This window comes from Halococcus saccharolyticus DSM 5350, from assembly GCF_000336915.1.
Classification (GTDB): Archaea; Halobacteriota; Halobacteria; order Halobacteriales; family Halococcaceae; genus Halococcus; species Halococcus saccharolyticus.
Genome location: NZ_AOMD01000025.1, coordinates 137,947 through 156,971, shown reverse-complemented (window position 1 = coordinate 156,971; position 19,025 = coordinate 137,947). Strand labels below are relative to the sequence as shown.

The following is a 19,025-nucleotide window of genomic DNA, read 5'->3' as shown; positions in this document are numbered from 1 at the left end:
CCTCGAACCATACCGACAGTTCTCCGGATCGGGTAAGTGGATTTCCCTTCGCTACCGCTGAGCCATGCCGTGGTCACGGCCAATGTCGCGGATCGTGGTTGCTCGGGACTCGTTTCCGGGTGGGATCTACTCGCGGTACTCGTCGGTCACGTCTTCGAGTTCCACGGTTCCTTCGGGGACCCGGTAGGCGGCGACGACGGAACGATCGGCGTCCGGCGAGTTCACCGTCTTGTCGACCGCGTAGCCGACGTACGTACAATCCTCGCGCGTGAACTCGACCACCGAGTAGCCCCAGTTGTGGCTGTCGAAGAACTCGATGTGAGGGTTCATCGTCGTGACCAGCCACGTCAGTAACGGTTCGGTGAGTTTGCCGCGCCAGCCCCGCGTGAGACGGAGCGCCTCGGCGATGTTGAGCGAGGTCACCGCGGGCGTCATGAACTCCACGCCGATCCGATCGCCCCGTGCGACGCCCTCACCGCCCGAGACTCGTCCCGGATAGGAGGTCTGCTGGTACGCCGCCACGTAGCAGTGCATGTCGCCGGTGAGCGTCACGTAGTTGTCGACGTCGGCCGCACCGATCGACTCCGTGATCCGCAGGCGTTCGCGCGTGTAGCCGTCCCAGCCCCCCTGAACCGGGTAGACCGACAGCGGCCCGGAGCCCAATCTGAGGGGGACCGTCAGCACCTCGTCGGCCCAAACCGTCCACGTCGACGTCGACTCGGTGATCGTGTCGATGAGCCACTCGCGCTGTTCCTCGCCGAGCATCGTCCGTCCGGGGGGTTCGTACTGGGGACCGACGTTGTCCACCGTTGGAATCGCTTCCCGTGGGGGATCGCGGAACAGGCGTTCGTCGGTCATCACGAGCGTCACGAAGTCGCCGAACTCGAACGAGCGCCACAATCGAAAACGCTCCTGGAGGGAGTCGCCGTTCGGGTCGTACTCCACGCGGGCAGGCATGTACTCCCACCACGCGTGCATCGCGTCGGCGACGAGGTCGGTCATGAACTCGGGGTCGTCGGCCCGTGGGTGGTCGCCCGCCGGCGCGTCCCGCCGGTCGTCCCAGTAGAGGTCGTTGACGAACTCGTGATCGTCCCAGCTGGCGATGATCGTGTGGGATTCGAGTGCCTCCTGGTAGAACTCATCCGAGCGATACTTGCGATAGAGGTAGCGATAGTCCTCCAAGCCCTGCACGCGGTCGTGGCCGCTCGGGAACGACTTCTCGCGGTCGTACTCGTCGACGTTGGGGCCGCTGAAATGGCCGTCGTCGGATTCGTAGATGGAGTCGCCGACGTGGACGAGGAAGTCGACGTCCTCCTCGGCGATGTGGTGGAAGGCGGGATAGTAGCCGTTCTGGTAGTTTTGACACGCGAGCACGCCGAGACGGAGCGAGTCGGGCGAGTCGTCCGGTCGGGGGAGCGTCTGACACTGACCGGTTTTCGACGCCACCCCGTCGTAGACGAACCGGTAGTGGTACGCCTGGTTCGGAGCGAGATGGCCGTCGAGATCGACGTTCACCGTATGGTCGTGAGCACGAATCCGCCGCTCGTCGTCGGTGACACCGCTGTACACGATGTCCTCGAACGCCGCGTCGGTGGCGACCTGCACTGCCAGGGATGCAGCAGCGTCGAAGGCGTCGGGTGCGATGCGTGTCCAGAGAATGACGCCCGTCGGCGTCGGCCCGCCGCTCGCGATCGACTGGGGGAACGTCTCGGCTGGGTCGGCTCCGGGATCGAAATCAAAGACCGACGCATCGCTCGCCGCGGAAGGAGCCACCGCGGTCGCGAGGTCGTGCGAATCGAGCGTCGACAGCAGCGCCGAGTGGTCGTCCGCTCCGCTCAGCAGTTCGTCACGCCCGCCGATACTCGCGTCGTTCGCCATGGCCGACAGTCGAAAGCGAAGCGCATCCGCGTTGCGGTTGACTCACCTGAGGCTACGGTGCCGCGATTTGAGACGATAATGGCTGTTCGGTGCGGAGCGGTGCGGAAGCGCCAGTAACAGAACCGCGAACGAGCGACCGTAAGGGAGCGAGTGAGCGGAAGTTTTTGGCCCAGGTTTTTGCGAGGAGCGGTGCGCGAGCGAAGTGAGCGCACCCGACGAAGTAAAAAGGTGGTTGTTCAGCCGAACATCTGGCGCATCATGGGATGCATCTCCATGAGCTGCTCCTCGGCGATCTCCTCGTAGAGTTTGTAGGTGATCGAGACCGTGAGCAGCAGTCCGGTCCCGCCGACGGTCCCGATGGTGCCGAGCATGTTCGCGCCGACCGCGAGCAGGCCCACCAGTGCGCCGCCGATCACCGTGACCTGCGGGATGTAGCGTTCGAGCACCTTCTCGATCACGCCGGGGTTCTGGCGGAAGCCGGGGATCTGCATCCCGGAGTTCTGGATCTGTTTTGCGGTGGCCTCGGGCCCCATGTCGGCAGTTTCGACCCAGAAGATCGCGAAGATCGCGCCGCCGACTACCATGAAGGTGAGGTCGACGCCGACACGAAGTGCGACCTGCCACGCAGCCTGGCTCGCCCCGAGCCAGTCCTGTGGGGTGTAGATCGGGGCGAAGTAGTAGAACAGCCCGCCGACTGGCTGGCCGTCCGAGTAGACGCCGATCCATGCCGGCAGGCCGAGCTGGGAGTTCAGGATGCGGCCGAGGAACTGGATGTTGGCCTGGACCGCGCGCACGAGGATCATCGGGAGGACGCTCGCGTAGATCAGCTTCACCGGGAACCGACCGCGTGCGCCCTTGACCCGTGCGTGGCTCAGCGGGATCTCGACCCGGACGCTCTCGGCGTACACCACCACCACGAAGATCAGGACGGTGGTGAACAGCGCCACGAGTTCGCCCTGTCCGAGCAGCAGTGTCTGGAGGCCCGAGCTGGTTAGCGGCGAGACCTCGATCGAACCGGTCAGGATCCCGAACCAGCTCGCGAAGAAGCCGTCGGAACCGATGAGCCCACCGACGAGCCGCTGGCTCACGCCCGCGATGATGAACAGTCCGATCCCCGAGCCGACGCCCCACTTCGAGATGACTTCGTCCATGAACAGGATCAGCACGCCACCGACGAAGATCTGGGCGAACAGTAGCCACTGAACGCCCACGATACCGATCCCGGTCGACTGCGCGACCGCTTCGCTCGCCGGCAAGAAGCCGCCGGCGAACACGTACGGCAGTCCCGTGACGCAGATCATCACGATCACGAGGAACTTCTGGAGCCCCTGATAGAGGATCTGATCCCGGGGATCAGAGGTGTCGAGTCCGAGCAGGTTGGCCCCGCCGAGGAGCTGGAGCACGATGCTCGCGGTCACGATCGGCCCGATCCCGAGCTGGAGGATGCTCCCCCGGCCTACTGCGAGGATCGAGCTGAACTGCCCGAACGGGTTCCCGGCCTGCCCCGTCTGGAGGCCGTAGAGTGCGACGTTCGTCAGGAAAAAGTACAGAACGAGCACCCCGGCTGTCCACCCGAGCTTGCGTCTGAAGGGTACGTGACCCTCCGGCTGCCGGACCGTCGGCATCCGCGTCAGAACCGGCTCGGCGGTCTCCTTCCAACCCATTTTCGCGCCCTCAGGACTCCGCGGTTGTAGCTTCTTCGTCTGATTCCTCGTCGTCGTCCTCGCGGGCGGCGAGGCGCTCCTCGCCGCGGTCGCTCAGAACGGCCTCGCCGCCCGCACCGTCGAGCAGATCGCGTGCGCTGTCCGAGAACGCGTCGGCGGTCACCGTCAGCGACTGACGGACCTGACCGCCGCCGAGCACTTTCACGACGTCGGCCTCGTGGCCGTCTTCGACGACGTCACGCGCGTCGAGACGGTAGCCGTCGTCGGTGTCCTCGGCGAGATCGTCGGCGGCGTACAGCGCCGCGTCTTCGTCGAGCTCGCGCACGTCGATCGTGCGGATGTCCTCTTTGACCTTTTCCGGGCGGTCGAACCCGTGTTTGCCGAGCGGTCCGTAGTTGTGGAACTCGTGATCGTCACGCCCCGCACGCCCGCGCCCGCCCCGGTGGCCAGCCCCGCGTCGGTTCTTGTGGGAGCCGCCGCCGTGGGTGCGCGACCCGCGCTGGCGTCGTTTCTTGCTTGTCATTGTTGTGATCGTGAACCGCGTGGTTACCGCATCGCCGTCAGCAGCGCGTCGATACCGTCGGTGTCGTGCTTACCGAGCTCGCCGCCCTCCGGCGTCGGGTGCTTGACGCCGTCGTGGCCGCCCCGCGGCGGGTGGAGCCGGAGCGCGGGGGCGAGTCCTGCCTCCCGCAGCGTGGTCTCCTCGTCGAGCAGCGCTGTCGCGAGCCCTGCGAGATCGTCGTAGTCGGTGTTCTCGGCCACCCACTCGTCGTCGATTGCTGCCGAGCCCTCGGCGGGCTCGCCACGGGTCCGGAGGGTGCGTTCGAGCACCGCCTGGCTCGGCTCGCCGTAGGCCACGTAGTCGTTGACCTTCGTGATCATTCCGCGGTAGGTGTCGGTCTCGGGCACCAGCGCACAGTGATTCGTACTGTGCATGTTGAGCATCGAGAGGGTGTCGCGCACCTCCTGGCTCATGTTGACCTCGCCGCGGAGCTGGACGAGCGCTTGCATCACTCGATCACCTCCCGCTTGCGGCGGGTTTCAGCGGGGACTCTGGCCTCGCCGGTCGCCCGGAGCGCGTTGAACGTCGCCTTCGCGAAGTTCACCGTGGTACGGGTCTTCCCCGACGAGCGCGTCCAGATGTCCTCGATCCCGGCGAGTTCGAGCACCGAGCGGACGGTCTCCCCGCCCGCGAGCCCGAGACCGCGCGGCGCGGGCCGGAGCTCGACCTCGACGCTGCCCGCCTTCCCGCTGGATCGGAGCGCGACGGTGTGGGGGCGGCCGCAGCCACACTCCCACGAGCCACAGCCCCGCGAGACGTTGACGATGTTGAGCTTCGCGATCCCGATCGCCTTCTGGATCGCCGAGCCGACCTGGTCGTCGCGGCCTTCGGCGTAGCCCACGTAGCCGTCGCGGTTGCCGATCGCGACCACACACCGGAACTTCACCCGGCGGCCGGAGTCGGTCATCCGTTGGACCATGTTGATGTCGAGGACGTCGTCCTCGAGTCCGGGGAGAAGCTGGTCGGTGATCTCGGGCTCCTTCAGCGGGAGGCCCGAGTTCAGCGCCTCCTCCATCGTGGTGATCTCTTCTTCGGCGACCTGCTTGCCGAGTCGCGTACGCGGCTCCCAGCCGCGACTACTCATCGGTGCCTCCCAGCTCGTGGTCGAATGCGTCCATGATGTCTTGGCGTACCTCCTCGAAGTGTGTCGGCAGTTCGGTCGCGTCGAACTCGTCGGAATACAGCGGCCCGTCGCGCGATTCGGCGTACTCCGCGACGTGCTCGCCGCTGGTGCGCGACCAGTCGGCGAACACCGACTCGTTGTGCGGGACGTGGAGTCCAGCATCGATCGCGCCCTCCTGGATCGCGAACACCTTGCTACCCGGCGTCGCGGTGTTGAGGCCGATGTCGAGCACGGCCTCGTCGACGTCGGTGTCTCGCGCGCGCAGTCCGGCGAGCAACCCCGTGAGGTACGCGCTCGGCAGGTTCCCCGTGGGAGCCTCCCAGCCGTACTCGGCGAGGTCGGCCGAACTCGCGCTCGCGTGTGTTTCGTCGCCGTCGGGGCCGGGAGTCACCAGCTGCGCCCTGACGTGGCGGTTGCTCTTGCGAGCAACCAGTCGGGGTTTGCCTGATTTCAACAGGCGCAACCGCTGATGGTAATCCGTCCGGACCTCGCGCCGGCGGCGCATCGGAACGTTGTATCGTGGTCCTGTTGCCATTGTTATTCGTCCTCGATCGTAACGTCGTACTCGTTCGTGGCGAAGGTTTCCAGCCGGTCGACGCTGTCGAACTCGCCACCGCCCGCCTTGTCGTAGAGCGCGCGGTACTGGGTTCGATCGAGCGTCCCGTCGGCCCGCAGCTCCTTCAGACGGCGGCGCTGAGCCCGAATGCGGGACACCCATGCGTCCTTGCGGTTCTCGCGGGCTCCGGCGGTACCCTTCCGCGTCCCGGGTCCTTTCCGGTGGCCGGCGGCGCGCTTCTCTTCGCGCTCGCGTGCGCGGCCTCGCGAGTTCGACTTCGCCGCTTTCGATTCGACAGTACCATTGGCGACCAGCTCGCGGATGTCCTCGCGGGTGATCGCTTCCGCGATCTCGCCCTGGGCCTCGGGATCGAACCAGACGCGGTTCTTCCCGACGTCGAGCACGTCCGCGGCCAGTCGCCGCTGTGCGCTCAGATCAGTCATCCTCTGTTACCTCGACTTCGACGTAGGTCGGGTTGAGAACCCGGATCCCGTCGTCCTCTGCTTGCTCCTCGATGCGTTCGCGCTTCCGGTCGCCGACCGACGATCCGATTCGCACTGCTTGGGAGTCGCCGTCGACGCCCTCCAGATCGTCCGTGTTCTCGACGCGGACCTCCTCGAACCCGCTCGGGTGGCGGCCCCGAACCGGCTTTGCGGTCCGGTAGCCCGCCTCGACGGTCGCGCCCTTGCCCTTGACGCCCCGACGCTGCTTCGAGAGCGTCCCGGTCGGCCGTCGCCACGAGGTCGAGACACGCTTTTTCATGTGGTGGTTCTGCCGGTCGAACGCCGGGCCCGAATCGCGTCGGCGCTCGGCGAGGAGGCGGCCCTCCTCGTCCTCGAGATCCGGGGTCTTCTCGGTGAGACCGCGCGGCTGGAGTTCCGTCTCGACATCCTCGGCCTCCTCGGTTTCGGTCTCGTCTTCGACCTCGGTTTCGGTCTCGTCGGCGACTTCGAGACCGCCGACGTCGGCCTTGATCCGTGCAGCGAGCGCGTTGCCGATCCCCTCGACGTCCGCGAGATCGGACTGGTCGGCCCGCCGAACGTCGTCGACGGACTCGAAACCAGCCTCGCGCAGCGTGTCGGCCTTCGCGTCGCCGACACCGCTGACATCGGTGAGTTCGTCCGGAACCTCGTCGGTCCCGTCGTCGGCTTCGTCCTCGCTAGTTTCACCGGCTTCGTCGGCATCGTCGACGTCGAGTTCGTCGACATCGGCCTTGATCCGTGCGGCGAGTGCGTTACCGACACCCTCGATCTCGGCGAGTTCGTCCTGATCGGCGTCGCGGAGATCGTCGATCGTCTCGAAGCCCGCCTCGCGGAGGTCCTCGGCCTTCTCGTCGCCGACGCCGTCGATCGCTGCGAGGTCGCGTTCGTTCTCGATATCAGTTGCCACCGGCGGTCACCTCCGGTTTCTGCGGTTTCTCGGTGATGTACACCCCGTCCTGGAACACTCGTGTGTCCTTGCCGCTGACGCGGGTGAGCTGTTCGATGTCCGCGGCGGTCTGGCCCACGTCCTCCTTGTTCGGTCCGGAGAGCGTGACCCGCTCGTCGTCGACTTCCACAGTCGTATCGCCGTGGACGGCCGTTCGTCGCGGTGCTTTCTCCCCGAGGAAGTTCTGGATCACGACGTCGCCGTCCTCGGCGCGGACCTGCATCGGAAAGTGCGAGTAGAACACTTCCATCTCGTAGGTCCATCCCTCGCGGACGCCGTGGAAGGCGTTCGCGATGTGGCTGCGGAAGGTGCTGACCGTGGCATTCGTCTTCGCGTCGTCGGCGTCGCTCTCGACGACGACCACGTCGTCCTCGACAGCAACGGTGACGTTCGGGTACCACAGCCGGCGCGTGACGCTGCCCTCTGGCCCGGAGACCGTGACGTCGAAGCGGTCGACTTCGACGGTTACGTCGTCCGGCATCTGTAGTCGTTCTTCTGTCATTGTTGGATCAGTAGACGTACGCGAGCACCTGGCCACCGAGGCCCTGCTCGCGTGCCTCGTAGTGGCTCATCACGCCGTGGCTCGTCGTGACGATCAGCGTCCCGTAATCACGGGCGGGGAGATACCGTTTCTCCCACTTTTCGAACTCGTCGGCTCCCGCGGAGTAGCGGGGCTTGACGGTGCCACAGCGGTTGATCGCGCCGCTGAGTTCGACCTCGAACTCGCCGGCGCGGCCGTCCTCTACGAACTCGAAGCCGTCGATGTAACCCCGGTCGTAGATGACTTCCAGCACCGAGCCGATCGTGTTCGAGGCGGGCTGTACGGTCAGGTTGAGCTTGCCGACGCGGCCGGCGTTGTCGAGCCCCGAGAGAGCGTCGGCGAGTGGATCGTTGTTCGTCATTTGTACTTCCTGAACCCCATGCCGCGTGCGATCTCGCGGAAGCACTGTCGACAGAGCCAGATGTCGTACTTCCCGACGAGGCCCTGTTTGCGCCCGCAGCGCTGGCAGTCCTCCAACTGGCCTGTTCGCTTCGTCGCGTGTTCGCCGGTGTCGGTTTCGCTCTCGCTCATTGTACCTCCACGTCGAATTCGTTCTCGAGGAACGCGATCGCGTCCTCGACGTCGAGCCGGTGACGGCTCGGCAGCTGGCGCGTAGCCTTGTTCCGTCGTTTCACCCGTGCGCCGGGTCGGTTGAGGTTGACCGTGACGTCGAGGCCGTAGATCCCGACGTTCGGGTCGTACTCCTGGTCGGGGAACTCGGTGTGTTCTGCGACCCCGAAGCTGATGTTGCCGGTCTCGTCGAACTGGGTTCGCGAGACGTCCGCGAGGTCGAGCGCGGTGTCGAGGAACGTCTCGGCGGCCTCGCCACGAAGAGTGACCTTCGCCCCGATCGGATCGCCCTCGCGGATGTCGAACTCGGGCTCGGTCGCCCGGGCGCGCGTCCGCACGCTCTCCTGGCCAGTGACGGCCTCGAGGATCTCCTCGGCGTTCGCCAGCTCGCGGCCACCCTCGCCGACGCCCATGTGGACGACGACCTTCTCGACCACGGGTTCGCGCATCGCGTGGAACTCCGCGGCTTCGCTCATTCGTCGTCACCTCCGTCGTCGGTTGCGTCGTCGTCCGTGGCCTCGTCGTCTGCCGTCGATTCCGCGTCCGCTGCGGTCTCGCCGGCGTCGTCCGTGGTCTCGTCGTCGACGAAGTTCTCGTCGATGACGACCACGTACTCCGCGACCGTCTCGAACCCGTCGCCGTTCGTTTGGGTGACGGTGACGTTGTTCGACGAGCTGCCTGGCGTGACCTGGATGTCGTCGATCTCGCCGACCTCGCCGGCGTGGCGACCCTCGACTGCGGTCACCAGCGCACCCTCCTCGTAGGAGAAGTGCGCGAGGATTTCGTCGTCCTCGTCGACAACGATCGAGTCGCTGCCGGCGTACTCGCTCGCGTCGTCGACTTCGAGGGTGCGCCCGTCGTGGAGTGCGAGCTGTGTCGCACCACCGGAGACCTGCTGTTTGCCCTCGATCTTGCCGAGCTTCGAGTCCGCGTCGTCGGCGTCGATCGTCGTCAGCGCGAGCCGTCCGCCCTCGTCGGGGAACACCCGGTAGTGTTCGTTCCGCTCGTCGAACTCGAGGATGTCGAACATCCCGATCGGGCGTTCCTCGTCGTCGAGCGCGTCGCCATTCACAAGGACCGAGCCCTGGTTCAGCGCGTAGCGCGCCTCCTTTCGGGAGTCGACGTAGCCGAGCACGTCTCGCAACACGACGAGCAGCGGAACGCCGCTTTCGCCGTGCGGGCCCGCGCCCGCCTTCACCGTGAACTTCTCGGTCTTGCGCTCGACGGGCCACGAGTTCGGCACCGAGAGCCGCTTCTGGTGCTTACTCATCGTCGGCCTCCAGACGCTCCTCGCGCCGGTCGTCCTCGAGATCGAGCTCCGTGATCCGAAGGTTGCTCGCGTCGAGCGGTCGGGCGACCTCCTCGCCGTCGGCAGTCTCGGTCGTGACGTCCTCGACGTGGACGGTCGCGTCCTTCAGGTCGACGCGCACGACGTCTTCCTCCTCGCCGGCGAAGTCGCCGCGGAGGACCTCGACGGTGTCGCCCTCGTTGACTCGGGCGTTCCGCCGGCCGTACTCTTCGCGGAGATCGTCGGCGAGCGTCGCACGGACCTGGCGATGCTTCTCGTGGAGCGGTGCGCGCTCCGTTCGTGTCCGTTGTTTGTGTGGTTGTTTGCTCATGCGTTCGTACCTCAGACGATCATCGTGGCCGCGCTCGCGATCGAGCCGAACCGCTCGGCGACTTCGCGCGCGACGGGCCCGCGGAGCTCCGTACCCCGGGGGTCCTCGTTCTCGTCGACGACCACGGCGGCGTTGTCCTCGAACTTCACACGGGTGCCGTCGGGTCGTCGGATCGGCTTGCGCTGGCGCACGATCACGGCTTCGAGCACCTGACGGCGCATCTCGGGTGTGCCCTTGGTCACCGAGACCGACACCTTGTCGCCGAGACCCGCCTTCGGGTGGCGGTTCTTCGTACCGGAGTAGCCCGACACGCTGATGACCTTCAGCTCGCGTGCGCCCGTGTTGTCCGCACACGTCACGAGCGACCCCTTCTCCAGGCCCTGTGTGACGTCGGCGGCGAGCGCTTCCATCAGGCGTCACCTCCCGCACTCTCGATCTCGTCGAGGGCGACCTCCGAATCGGGATCGGACGGCCCCGAGAGGCTGCTCGCGCCGAGGTCCCGCGTCGTGTCGAGCGTGCCGACCACGACGTGGGCCTTGGTCTTCGAGAGCGGCCGGGTCTCGGCGATCCGGACCGCGTCGCCCACCGAGAGGTCGAGGCAGTCGGGCGCGTGCGCGGGGGTGCGCGAGCGCCGCTTCATCTTCCGGTCGTACTTCGGGACCGTCACGTCGTACTCGCGTTCGACGATCACCGTTCTGTGCATCTCCGTCGAGGCGACCATCCCGTCGACCGTCCCACCGCGCACGGAGACCGTGCCGTGGAACGGACAGTTGGGGTCATCGCAGGTCGTCTCGGGTTCGTCGACGTTCAATCCTAGCGCCATGTCGAATCACTGCTCCGTTCGGTGCGGCGGGCCGGTGTCGCGACCAGCCGCTCGCCCTCGACCGTCACGTGGACGGTCTCGGCTGCTTTGGGGTCGGCCGGGGTGACGTCCGTCGGGGCGACCGACTCGCCATCGAGCGCGAACTCGAACGTCGCGCCCGCCTTCGGCACCTGTTTCGCGGCCGGTGTGGCCCCACTGTCGTCCGTCGAATCCGTCTCGACCGACAGCGTGTTCTTCGTCTCGCGCACGACCCGTCCCTCGATACCCGTGAGGGATGGGTTGTCGGCCGCTGCGACCCGCGTGTGCAGGCCACAGAGTTCGTGTCGAGCGAGCGTTGCGGGAGTGAGCGCCATCAGGCACTCTCTCCGTTCTCGTCGAGGTCGCCTTCCTCGTTTCTGATCGTTTTGAGTCGCGCGATCGTGCGCCGGAGCTCCCCGATCCGGCCAGGGTTTTCGGGCGCGCCACCGGCGGCCTGCACAGCTTTGGTATTGAGCAGCTCGGTTTCGAGCTCCTCGAGCTCGGCCTCGCGCTCGGCGGGCGTCATGTCGCGCATCTCTTCGGCGTGGAGGATCGCCATCAGGCGTCACCTCCGCCGAGATCCTCGGCACCCTCCTTGATGCGCTCGGCGAACGCCGGGCCGACGCCTTCGGCCTCGGCGAGGTCGTCCTCGCTCGCCGCGCGCACGGCCGCGACCGACTCGAAGCCGGCCTCGACCAGCGCGTCGGCCTTCGCGTCGCCCACGCCGTCGATGGCGGTGAGGTCCGAATCGGCCTCGGCGTCGTCCATCTCGTCGAGGATCGCTTCGGCTGCGGCGTCGGTCTCCTCGGAGAGCTCCTCGTCGATGTCCTCGCTCGCTTCGACGGATTCGTCCGGTGCGGTCTCGGCCGCACCCTGCTCGGCCTCGATCTCCTCTTCGATGATCTCCTCGGCTCCGGCCTCGGTGGTTTCCGCTTCGCCCTCGGGGGGCGTTTCGGTCACCTCGAAGTCCTCTTCGCTGTCGGACTCCTCGGGGCCGGCGACCGGCTCCTCGCCGTCGCCGCTGAGGAGTTCCTCGACGTCGTCGCCCTCGACCTCTTCGGGTTCGAGCACGCTGGTGTCGACGTCCTCCTGGATACGGAAGTCGTCGGGCAGCTCCGCATCCGGCGGGATGATCTTCACCGTGACGCCGATCGTCCCGAGCTTCATCACCGCGACGCCGTCGCCGCGATCGACGATGCTCTGGGCCGGCTCGCCGTTGTGCTTGATGTAGCCCCGGTTGAACTTCTCGTTGCGCGAGCGTGCGCCCGTCACCTTGCCGTTCAGGGTGATCTCCGCACCGCGCGCGCCAGCGTCCATGATCCGGTCGATCGTGGTGTGGCCCGCCTTCCGGAAGTACCAGCCACGTTCGAGGGCGTTGCCCAGTCGATCCGCGACGATCTGGGCGTTGAGGTCGGGTTCGTCGACTTCTTGGACGTCGATTTGGGGGTCGTCAAGGTCGAAGCGCTCTTCGAGCTGGGTCGTGATCTTCCGGATGTTCTTCCCACCCTTCCCGATCACCATGCCGGGCTTCTCCGCTCGCAGGACGATCTGGGTCCCCATCGGGGTCTTGGCGAGCTCCATCCCGCCGTAGCCAGCGCGCTCCAGCTCGTCGCCGAAGAACTCGTCGATCTGGGTCCGCTGCATCCCGTCCTCGATGAACGTCTGCTCGGAGCCCATCAGTTCTCACCCTCCTCGTCGGGTTCTTCGACGATCAACTCGACGTCGACCTCGGGCGTGTTCCACGCGCTCGCGCGGCCCATCGCCCGGGGCTGTCGGCCCTGCACCTCGCCGATCTTGTGAGCGGCGACGTGTTTGATCGTCATCGGATCGGGCTCGAACCCCTGGTGTTCGGCGTTCGCGCCGACGTTTTCGAGCAGATCGAGGAAGGCCTTCGAGGCCTTCTCGGGATAGCGACCGGCGTCCCAGCCGTCGATGTCGCTGCGATGCCCGACGCCCGAGTTGTGCGAGCGGAAGGGAACCGACTGGTCGCCCGCGATCACGCTCTCGAGATACTCGCGTGCGTCGGCGACGGTGCGCCCCTTCAGCTCCCGGGCGATCTCCTTGCTGTGCTTGTGGCTCATGTGGCGCTCCCGGAGCATGGCTTTCGCCGTTCGCTCGGGGTCAGCGTCCACGCTGTAGCTGATTCCCATGTCTTATGCCTCCATCATTTGAGCGGCACGAACTTCGAGGAGCGTGTCGCGCCGATCCCCGCCTGGCCGTGTTCGACCGAGGTCCGGGTGAGCTGGAACTCGCCCAAGTAATGGCCGAGCATCTCTGGCTCGACACGGACCCGCTCGAACTCCTGGCCGTTGTGGACCGCGAACGTCTTGTCGACGAACGCGGGCAGCACCGGCATGTCGCGCAGGTGCGTTCTGATCGGATCGTTAGCGGTCTCCTCGCTGCCGCTTTCCTTGGCCTCCTCGATCAGCTGTTCCTGTTCGACCGAGAGGCCGCGCTCGATGGTGCGGCGCAGGCGTGCGGGCAGCAGCTCCGCGACCGCCTCTCGGTCCATTGACTGTAGCTCCTCCACTGTGTGGCCGCGGTAGGTGAACTCGCCCTCGCGACCGGTTCTGTAGTCCGAACTCATGAGTCACTTCCTCCCGGTCCGCTTGCTGGCGATGTCGCCGACCTTCCGGCCGGGCGGCGCGTCGCGCGAGACGCTTTTCGGTTTCCCGGGGTGCTGGCGACCGCCACCGCCGAACGGGTGGTCGATGGCGTTCATCGCGACGCCACGCACCCGCGGGTACTTCGTCCCGCGCGCACGCATCTTGTGGTGCTTGTTGCCTGCCTTCACGAACGGCTTCTCCGTTCGTCCGCCGCCCGCGACCACGCCGATCGTGGCGCGACACTGCGGGTCGAGGCGCTTCACCTCGTCGCTCGGCAGTTCGACGACCGCCACCTGGCGGTCGTGGGTGATGAGTTGGGCGTTCACGCCCGATGCGCGGGCGAACTTCCCGCCGTCGCCCGGCTGACTCTCGACGTTACACACCGGGACCCCTTCGGGGATCTCGGCGAGCGGGAGCGTGTTACCCGGCTTGATCTCGGCCGAGACACCGACCTGAAGTTCCTCGCCGACGCCGATGCCTTCCGGCGCGAGCACGAGGCGCTGGTCGCCGTCCTCGAACTCGACCGCCGCCACGGGTGCGCTCCGGGCGGGGTCGTGCTCGATGTCGACGACCGTCCCCGAGATCAGGTCGTTATCCTCGGTCGATCGGTGCGAGAGCTCTGCCTTGTATCGATGGGATGGCGCGCGGAACGTCGGTCCGCCCCGACCCCGGCGCTGGCCCTGGATTCGTCGTCCCATGTTCAGAACACCCCGATGCGCGAGGCGACTTCGTCCGCATCGTCGTCCTCGCTGAGTTTGACGGTGGCTTTCTTCTCGCCGTTCGGCGTCACTTGCGTTGTGACGTCGACGATCGAGACGTCGAAGCGCTCCTCGATCTCCTCGGCGATCTCCGGCTTCGTCGCGTCGAGCGCAACGATGAACTGGAGCTTGTTCCGGTAGTCCATCTCGTTCATCGCCTTCTCGGTGACGTGTGGGTAGCGGATCGAACTCATCGGTCCGCCACCTCCTCGATGGCGCTCTCGGTCCAGATCGTCAGCCGGCCACCCTGTGCGCCCGGCGCGAGGTCCTCGGTGTTGACCTCCCGCGCGGTAGCGACGTCCGCTCCCGCGAGGTTTCGCGCCGCGCGCGATGGTTCGTCGCTCGTGACGAACAGGATCGACGACGGCCGCTTGTACTTCCGGCCACGCGTCGTCCCGCGACCCGCGCGGACGCGTTTGTCCTCGGCACGCTCGATGTCGTCGTGGACGCCGAGCGATTCGAGCAGGGAGACGACCTCTTGGGTCTTCACGAGGTCCTCGAACTCGTCACTCACCACGAGCGGGAGCTCGAGATCGTCGAAGTCGTGGCCACGGTCGACCACCCGTTCGGCGTCGGCCGTCGCGGCGATCGCGCTCCGGGTGGCGAGTTTTCGCTCCTTCGTGTTGATGCTCTTCGAGCTGTCCTTCTCTTCTTTCGGCGGGTGGGCCTTCCGGCCGCCCACGGTCTGGGGAACGCGGCGGCCCTGACCGTTCGATCGGGGAACGTGGGCCATGCCGCGACCGCTGCCCTGTGACTCGGCGGGTGTCCGCATCCCGGCGTAGTCGTCGGCACCGGTGGCCTGGGTGCGGTTCGCCTGTGCGGCGCGCACCGCATCGCCGATCAGGTCGGGCCGGTACGGCGTCTCGAAGACCGCGGGGAGGTCGACCTCGCCCGCCTCGCCGCCGTCGGTGTCGTAGACTGTTGCGTTCATTTATCCTTGCCCCTGGTTCGATGCCGTCGAGACGTACCGGACCTCGGGATCGAGGCGCGGTTGGTCACCGGGTCTGATCGCCGGCCGGAACCGGAGAAGCCGCTGGTCCGGACCGGGAAGCGACCCCTTCACGAGCGCGTACGGCCCGTCGATCTCGCCGTAGTTGACGAACCCGCCGTCGACCGAGGGTTCGTCGCCGTCGCCGGCGTCGACGAGGCGTTTGTTGAGCTCGGTTCGCTGGTGGTAGCCCGTCTGGCCCTGCTGGGGGACAGTCGAGCGAACCCTCGAGGGGTTCCACGGGCCGAGGTTGCCGATCCGTCGGCGGTAGCCCTGGCGGAAGTGTTTGCCCTTCCGTTTCTGGACGCCCCAGCGCTTGACGGGGCCCTGGGTGCCCTTGCCCTTCGTGACGCCGGCGGCGTCCATGTACTCGCCGGGGCGGAACACTTCGGTCAGGTTGTGTTCGCCGCCGCCGGTGATGAGCTCGAGCCCGAACTCGACCCGATCGTCGAGCGAGCCGCCGCCGATCCGGGTCTCCATCACGTCCGGGCGTTTCTTCGGGACGTTCGCCATCTCGCCCGGTACCGTGTGGGTGATCGCGCGGATGTCGCCGATATCGGCCTCACTGATGGCCTCCCGGAACGCATCCGGGTCGGCCTCGCCGTCGGGGACGTCGAGCGCGCGGTCGAGGTCCGCGTGGAACTCGTCGGTCCACGTCTCGGTCAACGGCCGCAGTCCGTAGGGCGTGTCCTCGTACGCCCGGAGCGCGACCGCCCGCATCGGTGGCGTCTCGACCACCGTCACGGGTACTGTCTGTTCCATGCCTTCGCGCGGGGAGTTGGCCGCGTCGTCGATCATCACGACGTGGCTCATGCCGGCCTTGTAGCCGGCAAAGCCCTGGAGCCCAGGCTGGCCGTCAGCCTCGGGCCACGAGCCGAAGCGCGGGACTTCGCTACTCGCGCGTTGTCGCGGGCCGTATCCCAACGAGCCCTTGCGTGGTCTGCTTGGTTGTACCATATGTGTTCTCCTCCTGCTATCGCGGTAGGGTGAGGCAGGCGAGGGTGGCGAACACCGCTTCCTCGGTGCGCACGACCTCGCTGCCCTGGTTCGGAACCGTGTCGAGCCAGCGATCGAACCCTCCAGGGTCCGACCCGGTCTCGTCCGCACTCGCCACCGACGCCGTGTCGATGCCGAGCATCGCCGGCAGCCCTCGCTCGGGCGCGCCGAAGGCGACAGTCATGCCGTCTTCGACCCGTCCGGCCAGCACTCCGAGTCGCTCCGTCGTGAGCGCCTGACCGTGGCGCGACGTGGCGATCCGGAGCCCGGCGTCCTCACGGCCGAGCGCTGCCGAGAGGTCCGCGCGCTCGACGACGAACCCCGGAAGGGGCTCGTCGACGATCCGCGCGCGGACCGGCTCTCGCGAAGAGATCCTGACGGTCACACGCTCCCCCTCGTCGAGTCCCACGTCGGTGGGATCGACCAGCGAGATCGGGTGTTGCAGTCCGCAATTGACCCGAACGCGTCCATCAGGGCCGACCTCGGTCACGATTCCCTGTCTTGACGACCCCGAACCTTGGGATTCGGAGCCGGTCCGTGAGACGGCGCGAAGCGGCGGCAGGACGCCCACCTGCTCCAGTTCGTCCCGCGTGCCCCACGCCTCCTTTCGGAGGTAAGGGGCGGTCGCGGCGTACTCCATCACTGTCGAAACGAACCCGCCACCCCATCGCCGGTCGCCGTCGGGATCCGGGAAGACCACCACACGGTCGACCCGGAAGACGGTGGCCGCGCGGGCAACGAGACCGACCTTGTGGGTCGCCTCGCGCTTGTCGGCGGCCTCCCGGCAAAGGGACGACGGCACGAGCAGGCTGACTGTCATACCGTGACGCTTTCGCGCCGTGCCACTAGACTGTAGCGCTTCTACCGTATTGGGTTACAAAAACGTAGCGCTTCGCTCGGTGAGTGTGTGGCGTTCACAGGCGATTCGAGCGACTGTACGGCGTTGGGTACTGCCACAGTCGGGTGGGTTCGGAACGTTTTTATCTCTCACCGGGGTACGAAGGAGCACAGGGCGCTGGTAGTGTAGTGGTATCACGTGACCTTGCCATGGTCACAACCCGAGTTCAAATCTCGGCCAGCGCACTTCTATCGAACCCACCTCCGAGCAGCTCGTCAATCGGTGCGTTAAATGCAGTGTGGGTAGCGAGCCGACGACAAACGATCCCTAGGCGAGGGTAGCGTCCGCTATCCTTTTGCGCCCCCTCGCACAACCCGCGGTCATGCTCACCGTCCGGGCCCCCGCGACGAGCGCCAACCTCGGCAGCGGGTTCGACGTGTTCGGCGTCGCTCTGGAGCGCCCGGCGGATGTCGTTCGGGTCGCGAGGGCCGACCGGACGACGATCGAAGTCACGGGCACCGGGAGCCAGTACATTCCCGAGGACCCCGAGAAGAACACTGTCGGGGCGGTCGCCGAGGCGCTCGACGCGCCCGCCCACATCGAGATCGACAAGGGGGTGCGGCCGGCCTCCGGGCTCGGATCGTCGGCCGCGAGCGCCGCCGCCGCCGCGGTCGCGCTCAACGAACTTTACGCACGCGGACGCACGCGCGAGGAACTCGTCCCGATCGCGGCCGAGGGTGAGGCGGTCGTCTCCGGTACGGCACACGCCGACAACGTCGCACCCGCGATCCTCGGGGGGTTCACGGTCGCGGCAGGTGAGGGCATCTCACAGGTCGACACCGCGATCCCGCTCGTGGCGTGTCTGCCCGAGATCGTGGTCTCCACCCGTGACGCGCGCCGGGTCGTCCCTGAAAGGGCGACGATGGAGGAGTTGGTCGAGACGGTCGGTGCGGCTGCGACGCTCACGGTCGGAATGTGTCGTGGCGATCCGGAACTCGTCGGCGAGGGGATGGACGATCCGGTGGTGACGCCTGCTCGCGCGGACCTGATCGACGGGTACGACGACGTCAGGACCGCAGCGCTCGAAGCAGGGGCGACAGGGGTCACCGTCAGTGGTGCGGGACCGGGCGTGCTCGCGGCGTGCGGGGCGGACGACCGGCGGCAGATTGCGAGCGCGATGCTCGACGCGTTCGCCGCTCGCGGGATCGACGCGCGCGCGTACCCGACGCGAGTCGGACAGGGCGCGACGATCCACTAATGTCTTCGCTCAGAGTCCCTTTCGCTCCCCGGCGGCGATCTCGTCGAGCGCCTCGGTCAGCGCCTGGTTGACCTGCTGGGGATCGGAGACACCGTTGAAGGAAATATCCATCGTGTCCGAACCGGCGGTATAGATCGTGATGTGGCCGTACGAGAACAGACGTTCGAGTATCGACTGTTCGTAGGTGGTGTTCTGGACGCGATCGAGCCTGACCTGAGCGACGTTGCGGTTCACGATCCCGGTCTTGCGGTAGACCTCCTCGCTCGTGATGATGTAATGGGTGCTCCGTTGTGAGACGTACGCCCACCCGATGATCGCGATCCCGATCGGGACCCCCACGAGGGGGAGCCACTGAAGCGAGGGTTCGGGGACGACGAATACCAATGCGACCCCGGCGATCGCGATCACGAGTCCGATCACGATCGACGGCAGGACCAACCGGAGGCTAGGGTGGCCCTCCCACCGAACCCCCTCGCCCTCAGTGAGTGTGACCCACTCCGGAACCTCGTCGTTTGCCGACATGCCTGCCGGTACTGACGGGTCCCGGATAGATGTACCGGCACTCGATGGCGCGATCGACTGGTGATCTCCGCCGATCGAACGAGTTCGAGCCTTGCACCGCGTGGCTGCGGCGCGGTGGCGGTGCGGGAGCGGTCCTGGTGGATGAAGGGCGAGGCGTGCGAGCGACTGGGGGGAGCGAGCAGCGAACGAAGTGAGCGCACGCCGAGGGCTTCGGCGGTGCTGTGTGGTTGCAGAGAAAATCGTCCGTGCGAGCGAAGCGAGCGCGGTTCGCCGCGAA

The 19,025-nt window shown here is 66.8% G+C and carries 28 protein-coding genes and 1 tRNA gene; 2 read left to right on the top strand and 27 right to left on the bottom strand.

Annotated features, from left to right (window positions below):
* Window positions 1-126: 126 nt before the first annotated feature.
* From C449_RS11300 to C449_RS11175, 26 genes are all read right to left on the bottom strand, one after another.
* Window positions 127-1,878, bottom strand: a complete 1,752-nt coding sequence (locus tag C449_RS11300; protein ID WP_006078152.1) for an alkaline phosphatase D family protein — start codon at window positions 1,876-1,878, stop codon at window positions 127-129.
* A 236-nt stretch (window positions 1,879-2,114) separates the two neighbouring features.
* On the bottom strand, window positions 2,115-3,542 hold the full coding sequence (secY, locus tag C449_RS11295) for a preprotein translocase subunit SecY (protein ID WP_006078151.1): 1,428 nt from the start codon (window positions 3,540-3,542) through the stop codon (window positions 2,115-2,117).
* 10 nt (window positions 3,543-3,552) lie between these two features.
* Window positions 3,553-4,065 (bottom strand): uL15m family ribosomal protein, encoded by a 513-nt coding sequence (locus C449_RS11290; RefSeq protein ID WP_006078150.1) that lies wholly within the window; start codon window positions 4,063-4,065, stop codon window positions 3,553-3,555.
* 23 nt (window positions 4,066-4,088) lie between these two features.
* On the bottom strand, window positions 4,089-4,553 hold the full coding sequence (rpmD, locus tag C449_RS11285) for a 50S ribosomal protein L30 (RefSeq protein WP_006078149.1): 465 nt from the start codon (window positions 4,551-4,553) through the stop codon (window positions 4,089-4,091).
* The gene (locus C449_RS11280; protein ID WP_006078148.1) at window positions 4,553-5,188 is read right to left on the bottom strand and encodes a 30S ribosomal protein S5; all 636 of its coding nucleotides are present in this window, start codon (window positions 5,186-5,188) and stop codon (window positions 4,553-4,555) included. The genes rpmD and C449_RS11280 overlap by 1 nt, the downstream gene beginning before the upstream one ends.
* Window positions 5,181-5,762, bottom strand: coding sequence for a 50S ribosomal protein L18 (locus C449_RS11275; RefSeq protein ID WP_049914099.1), 582 nt, complete (start codon window positions 5,760-5,762; stop codon window positions 5,181-5,183). The genes C449_RS11280 and C449_RS11275 overlap by 8 nt, the downstream gene beginning before the upstream one ends.
* Before the next feature lie 2 nt (window positions 5,763-5,764).
* Window positions 5,765-6,226, bottom strand: coding sequence for a 50S ribosomal protein L19e (locus C449_RS11270; protein WP_006078146.1), 462 nt, complete (start codon window positions 6,224-6,226; stop codon window positions 5,765-5,767).
* The gene (locus tag C449_RS11265) at window positions 6,219-7,172 is read right to left on the bottom strand and encodes a 50S ribosomal protein L32e (protein WP_006078145.1); all 954 of its coding nucleotides are present in this window, start codon (window positions 7,170-7,172) and stop codon (window positions 6,219-6,221) included. Before C449_RS11265 ends, C449_RS11270 begins: the two co-directional genes overlap by 8 nt.
* A complete protein-coding gene (locus C449_RS11260; RefSeq protein ID WP_049914097.1) occupies window positions 7,162-7,713 on the bottom strand; it encodes a 50S ribosomal protein L6 in 552 nt (183 codons plus the stop codon). Before C449_RS11260 ends, C449_RS11265 begins: the two co-directional genes overlap by 11 nt.
* Window positions 7,714-7,720: 7 nt before the next feature.
* Entirely contained in the window at window positions 7,721-8,113 is a 393-nt protein-coding gene (locus tag C449_RS11255) for a 30S ribosomal protein S8 (protein WP_006078143.1), read from the bottom strand.
* Complete coding sequence (locus tag C449_RS11250; RefSeq protein ID WP_006078142.1) at window positions 8,110-8,283, bottom strand: 30S ribosomal protein S14; 174 nt, start codon at window positions 8,281-8,283, stop codon at window positions 8,110-8,112. Before C449_RS11250 ends, C449_RS11255 begins: the two co-directional genes overlap by 4 nt.
* A complete protein-coding gene (locus C449_RS11245; protein ID WP_006078141.1) occupies window positions 8,280-8,798 on the bottom strand; it encodes a 50S ribosomal protein L5 in 519 nt (172 codons plus the stop codon). The genes C449_RS11250 and C449_RS11245 overlap by 4 nt, the downstream gene beginning before the upstream one ends.
* On the bottom strand, window positions 8,795-9,592 hold the full coding sequence (locus tag C449_RS11240; RefSeq protein WP_006078140.1) for a 30S ribosomal protein S4e: 798 nt from the start codon (window positions 9,590-9,592) through the stop codon (window positions 8,795-8,797). Before C449_RS11240 ends, C449_RS11245 begins: the two co-directional genes overlap by 4 nt.
* The gene (rplX, locus tag C449_RS11235; protein WP_006078139.1) at window positions 9,585-9,941 is read right to left on the bottom strand and encodes a 50S ribosomal protein L24; all 357 of its coding nucleotides are present in this window, start codon (window positions 9,939-9,941) and stop codon (window positions 9,585-9,587) included. The genes C449_RS11240 and rplX overlap by 8 nt, the downstream gene beginning before the upstream one ends.
* Window positions 9,942-9,952: 11 nt before the next feature.
* Entirely contained in the window at window positions 9,953-10,351 is a 399-nt protein-coding gene (locus tag C449_RS11230) for a 50S ribosomal protein L14 (RefSeq protein WP_006078138.1), read from the bottom strand.
* A complete protein-coding gene (locus C449_RS11225; RefSeq protein WP_006078137.1) occupies window positions 10,351-10,764 on the bottom strand; it encodes a 30S ribosomal protein S17 in 414 nt (137 codons plus the stop codon). Before C449_RS11225 ends, C449_RS11230 begins: the two co-directional genes overlap by 1 nt.
* Entirely contained in the window at window positions 10,755-11,117 is a 363-nt protein-coding gene (locus C449_RS11220; RefSeq protein ID WP_006078136.1) for a ribonuclease P protein component 1, read from the bottom strand. The genes C449_RS11225 and C449_RS11220 overlap by 10 nt, the downstream gene beginning before the upstream one ends.
* Window positions 11,117-11,341 carry a 50S ribosomal protein L29 gene (rpmC, locus tag C449_RS11215; RefSeq protein WP_006078135.1) on the bottom strand — a complete coding sequence of 75 codons (225 nt, stop codon included), beginning with the start codon at window positions 11,339-11,341 and terminating at the stop codon, window positions 11,117-11,119. The genes C449_RS11220 and rpmC overlap by 1 nt, the downstream gene beginning before the upstream one ends.
* Window positions 11,341-12,459, bottom strand: coding sequence for a 30S ribosomal protein S3 (locus C449_RS11210; RefSeq protein WP_006078134.1), 1,119 nt, complete (start codon window positions 12,457-12,459; stop codon window positions 11,341-11,343). The genes rpmC and C449_RS11210 overlap by 1 nt, the downstream gene beginning before the upstream one ends.
* Window positions 12,459-12,932 (bottom strand): 50S ribosomal protein L22, encoded by a 474-nt coding sequence (locus tag C449_RS11205; RefSeq protein ID WP_006078133.1) that lies wholly within the window; start codon window positions 12,930-12,932, stop codon window positions 12,459-12,461. Before C449_RS11205 ends, C449_RS11210 begins: the two co-directional genes overlap by 1 nt.
* Window positions 12,933-12,946: 14 nt before the next feature.
* The gene (locus C449_RS11200) at window positions 12,947-13,369 is read right to left on the bottom strand and encodes a 30S ribosomal protein S19 (protein WP_006078132.1); all 423 of its coding nucleotides are present in this window, start codon (window positions 13,367-13,369) and stop codon (window positions 12,947-12,949) included.
* Between the two features lie 3 nt (window positions 13,370-13,372).
* Entirely contained in the window at window positions 13,373-14,086 is a 714-nt protein-coding gene (locus C449_RS11195) for a 50S ribosomal protein L2 (protein WP_006078131.1), read from the bottom strand.
* Window positions 14,087-14,088: 2 nt separating this feature from the next.
* Window positions 14,089-14,340 (bottom strand): 50S ribosomal protein L23, encoded by a 252-nt coding sequence (locus tag C449_RS11190; RefSeq protein ID WP_006078130.1) that lies wholly within the window; start codon window positions 14,338-14,340, stop codon window positions 14,089-14,091.
* On the bottom strand, window positions 14,337-15,077 hold the full coding sequence (gene rpl4p / locus C449_RS11185; RefSeq protein WP_006078129.1) for a 50S ribosomal protein L4: 741 nt from the start codon (window positions 15,075-15,077) through the stop codon (window positions 14,337-14,339). The genes C449_RS11190 and rpl4p overlap by 4 nt, the downstream gene beginning before the upstream one ends.
* Window positions 15,078-16,091: a 50S ribosomal protein L3 gene (locus C449_RS11180; RefSeq protein ID WP_006078128.1), complete on the bottom strand. Its 1,014-nt coding sequence runs from the start codon at window positions 16,089-16,091 to the stop codon at window positions 15,078-15,080.
* A gap of 16 nt (window positions 16,092-16,107) precedes the next feature.
* Complete coding sequence (locus C449_RS11175) at window positions 16,108-16,950, bottom strand: putative RNA uridine N3 methyltransferase (RefSeq protein WP_006078127.1); 843 nt, start codon at window positions 16,948-16,950, stop codon at window positions 16,108-16,110.
* Between the two features lie 192 nt (window positions 16,951-17,142).
* On the opposite strand from C449_RS11175, the gene C449_RS11170 reads away from it, so the two are divergent.
* Together C449_RS11170 and C449_RS11165 are read left to right on the top strand one after the other, a co-directional pair.
* Window positions 17,143-17,213: transfer RNA gene (locus C449_RS11170), tRNA-Gly, on the top strand.
* Window positions 17,214-17,350: 137 nt separating this feature from the next.
* Window positions 17,351-18,226, top strand: coding sequence for a homoserine kinase (locus tag C449_RS11165; RefSeq protein ID WP_006078126.1), 876 nt, complete (start codon window positions 17,351-17,353; stop codon window positions 18,224-18,226).
* A gap of 9 nt (window positions 18,227-18,235) precedes the next feature.
* Here C449_RS11165 and C449_RS11160 read toward each other — a convergent pair whose 3' ends face one another.
* Window positions 18,236-18,748: a PH domain-containing protein gene (locus C449_RS11160; protein ID WP_006078125.1), complete on the bottom strand. Its 513-nt coding sequence runs from the start codon at window positions 18,746-18,748 to the stop codon at window positions 18,236-18,238.
* Window positions 18,749-19,025: the final 277 nt, after the last annotated feature.

Coding starts and splice junctions, on each gene's coding strand:
- C449_RS11275 (WP_049914099.1), bottom strand. CDS start 5,762: ATGGCAACAGGACCACGATACAACGTTCCGATGCGCCGCCGGCGCGAG.
- C449_RS11220 (WP_006078136.1), bottom strand. CDS start 11,117: ATGGCGCTCACTCCCGCAACGCTCGCTCGACACGAACTCTGTGGCCTG.
- rplX (WP_006078139.1), bottom strand. CDS start 9,941: ATGAGCAAACAACCACACAAACAACGGACACGAACGGAGCGCGCACCG.
- C449_RS11225 (WP_006078137.1), bottom strand. CDS start 10,764: ATGGCGCTAGGATTGAACGTCGACGAACCCGAGACGACCTGCGATGAC.
- C449_RS11160 (WP_006078125.1), bottom strand. CDS start 18,748: ATGTCGGCAAACGACGAGGTTCCGGAGTGGGTCACACTCACTGAGGGC.
- C449_RS11175 (WP_006078127.1), bottom strand. CDS start 16,950: ATGACAGTCAGCCTGCTCGTGCCGTCGTCCCTTTGCCGGGAGGCCGCC.
- C449_RS11240 (WP_006078140.1), bottom strand. CDS start 9,592: ATGAGTAAGCACCAGAAGCGGCTCTCGGTGCCGAACTCGTGGCCCGTC.
- rpmD (WP_006078149.1), bottom strand. CDS start 4,553: ATGCAAGCGCTCGTCCAGCTCCGCGGCGAGGTCAACATGAGCCAGGAG.
- C449_RS11180 (WP_006078128.1), bottom strand. CDS start 16,091: ATGGTACAACCAAGCAGACCACGCAAGGGCTCGTTGGGATACGGCCCG.
- C449_RS11260 (WP_049914097.1), bottom strand. CDS start 7,713: ATGACAGAAGAACGACTACAGATGCCGGACGACGTAACCGTCGAAGTC.
- C449_RS11200 (WP_006078132.1), bottom strand. CDS start 13,369: ATGAGTTCGGACTACAGAACCGGTCGCGAGGGCGAGTTCACCTACCGC.
- C449_RS11190 (WP_006078130.1), bottom strand. CDS start 14,340: ATGAGTTCGATCCGCTACCCACACGTCACCGAGAAGGCGATGAACGAG.
- C449_RS11165 (WP_006078126.1), top strand. CDS start 17,351: ATGCTCACCGTCCGGGCCCCCGCGACGAGCGCCAACCTCGGCAGCGGG.
- C449_RS11245 (WP_006078141.1), bottom strand. CDS start 8,798: ATGAGCGAAGCCGCGGAGTTCCACGCGATGCGCGAACCCGTGGTCGAG.
- C449_RS11210 (WP_006078134.1), bottom strand. CDS start 12,459: ATGGGCTCCGAGCAGACGTTCATCGAGGACGGGATGCAGCGGACCCAG.
- rpmC (WP_006078135.1), bottom strand. CDS start 11,341: ATGGCGATCCTCCACGCCGAAGAGATGCGCGACATGACGCCCGCCGAG.
- C449_RS11280 (WP_006078148.1), bottom strand. CDS start 5,188: ATGAGTAGTCGCGGCTGGGAGCCGCGTACGCGACTCGGCAAGCAGGTC.
- C449_RS11270 (WP_006078146.1), bottom strand. CDS start 6,226: ATGACTGATCTGAGCGCACAGCGGCGACTGGCCGCGGACGTGCTCGAC.
- C449_RS11230 (WP_006078138.1), bottom strand. CDS start 10,351: ATGGAAGCGCTCGCCGCCGACGTCACACAGGGCCTGGAGAAGGGGTCG.
- secY (WP_006078151.1), bottom strand. CDS start 3,542: ATGGGTTGGAAGGAGACCGCCGAGCCGGTTCTGACGCGGATGCCGACG.
- C449_RS11205 (WP_006078133.1), bottom strand. CDS start 12,932: ATGGGAATCAGCTACAGCGTGGACGCTGACCCCGAGCGAACGGCGAAA.
- C449_RS11195 (WP_006078131.1), bottom strand. CDS start 14,086: ATGGGACGACGAATCCAGGGCCAGCGCCGGGGTCGGGGCGGACCGACG.
- C449_RS11300 (WP_006078152.1), bottom strand. CDS start 1,878: ATGGCGAACGACGCGAGTATCGGCGGGCGTGACGAACTGCTGAGCGGA.
- rpl4p (WP_006078129.1), bottom strand. CDS start 15,077: ATGAACGCAACAGTCTACGACACCGACGGCGGCGAGGCGGGCGAGGTC.
- C449_RS11290 (WP_006078150.1), bottom strand. CDS start 4,065: ATGACAAGCAAGAAACGACGCCAGCGCGGGTCGCGCACCCACGGCGGC.
- C449_RS11255 (WP_006078143.1), bottom strand. CDS start 8,113: ATGACGAACAACGATCCACTCGCCGACGCTCTCTCGGGGCTCGACAAC.
- C449_RS11250 (WP_006078142.1), bottom strand. CDS start 8,283: ATGAGCGAGAGCGAAACCGACACCGGCGAACACGCGACGAAGCGAACA.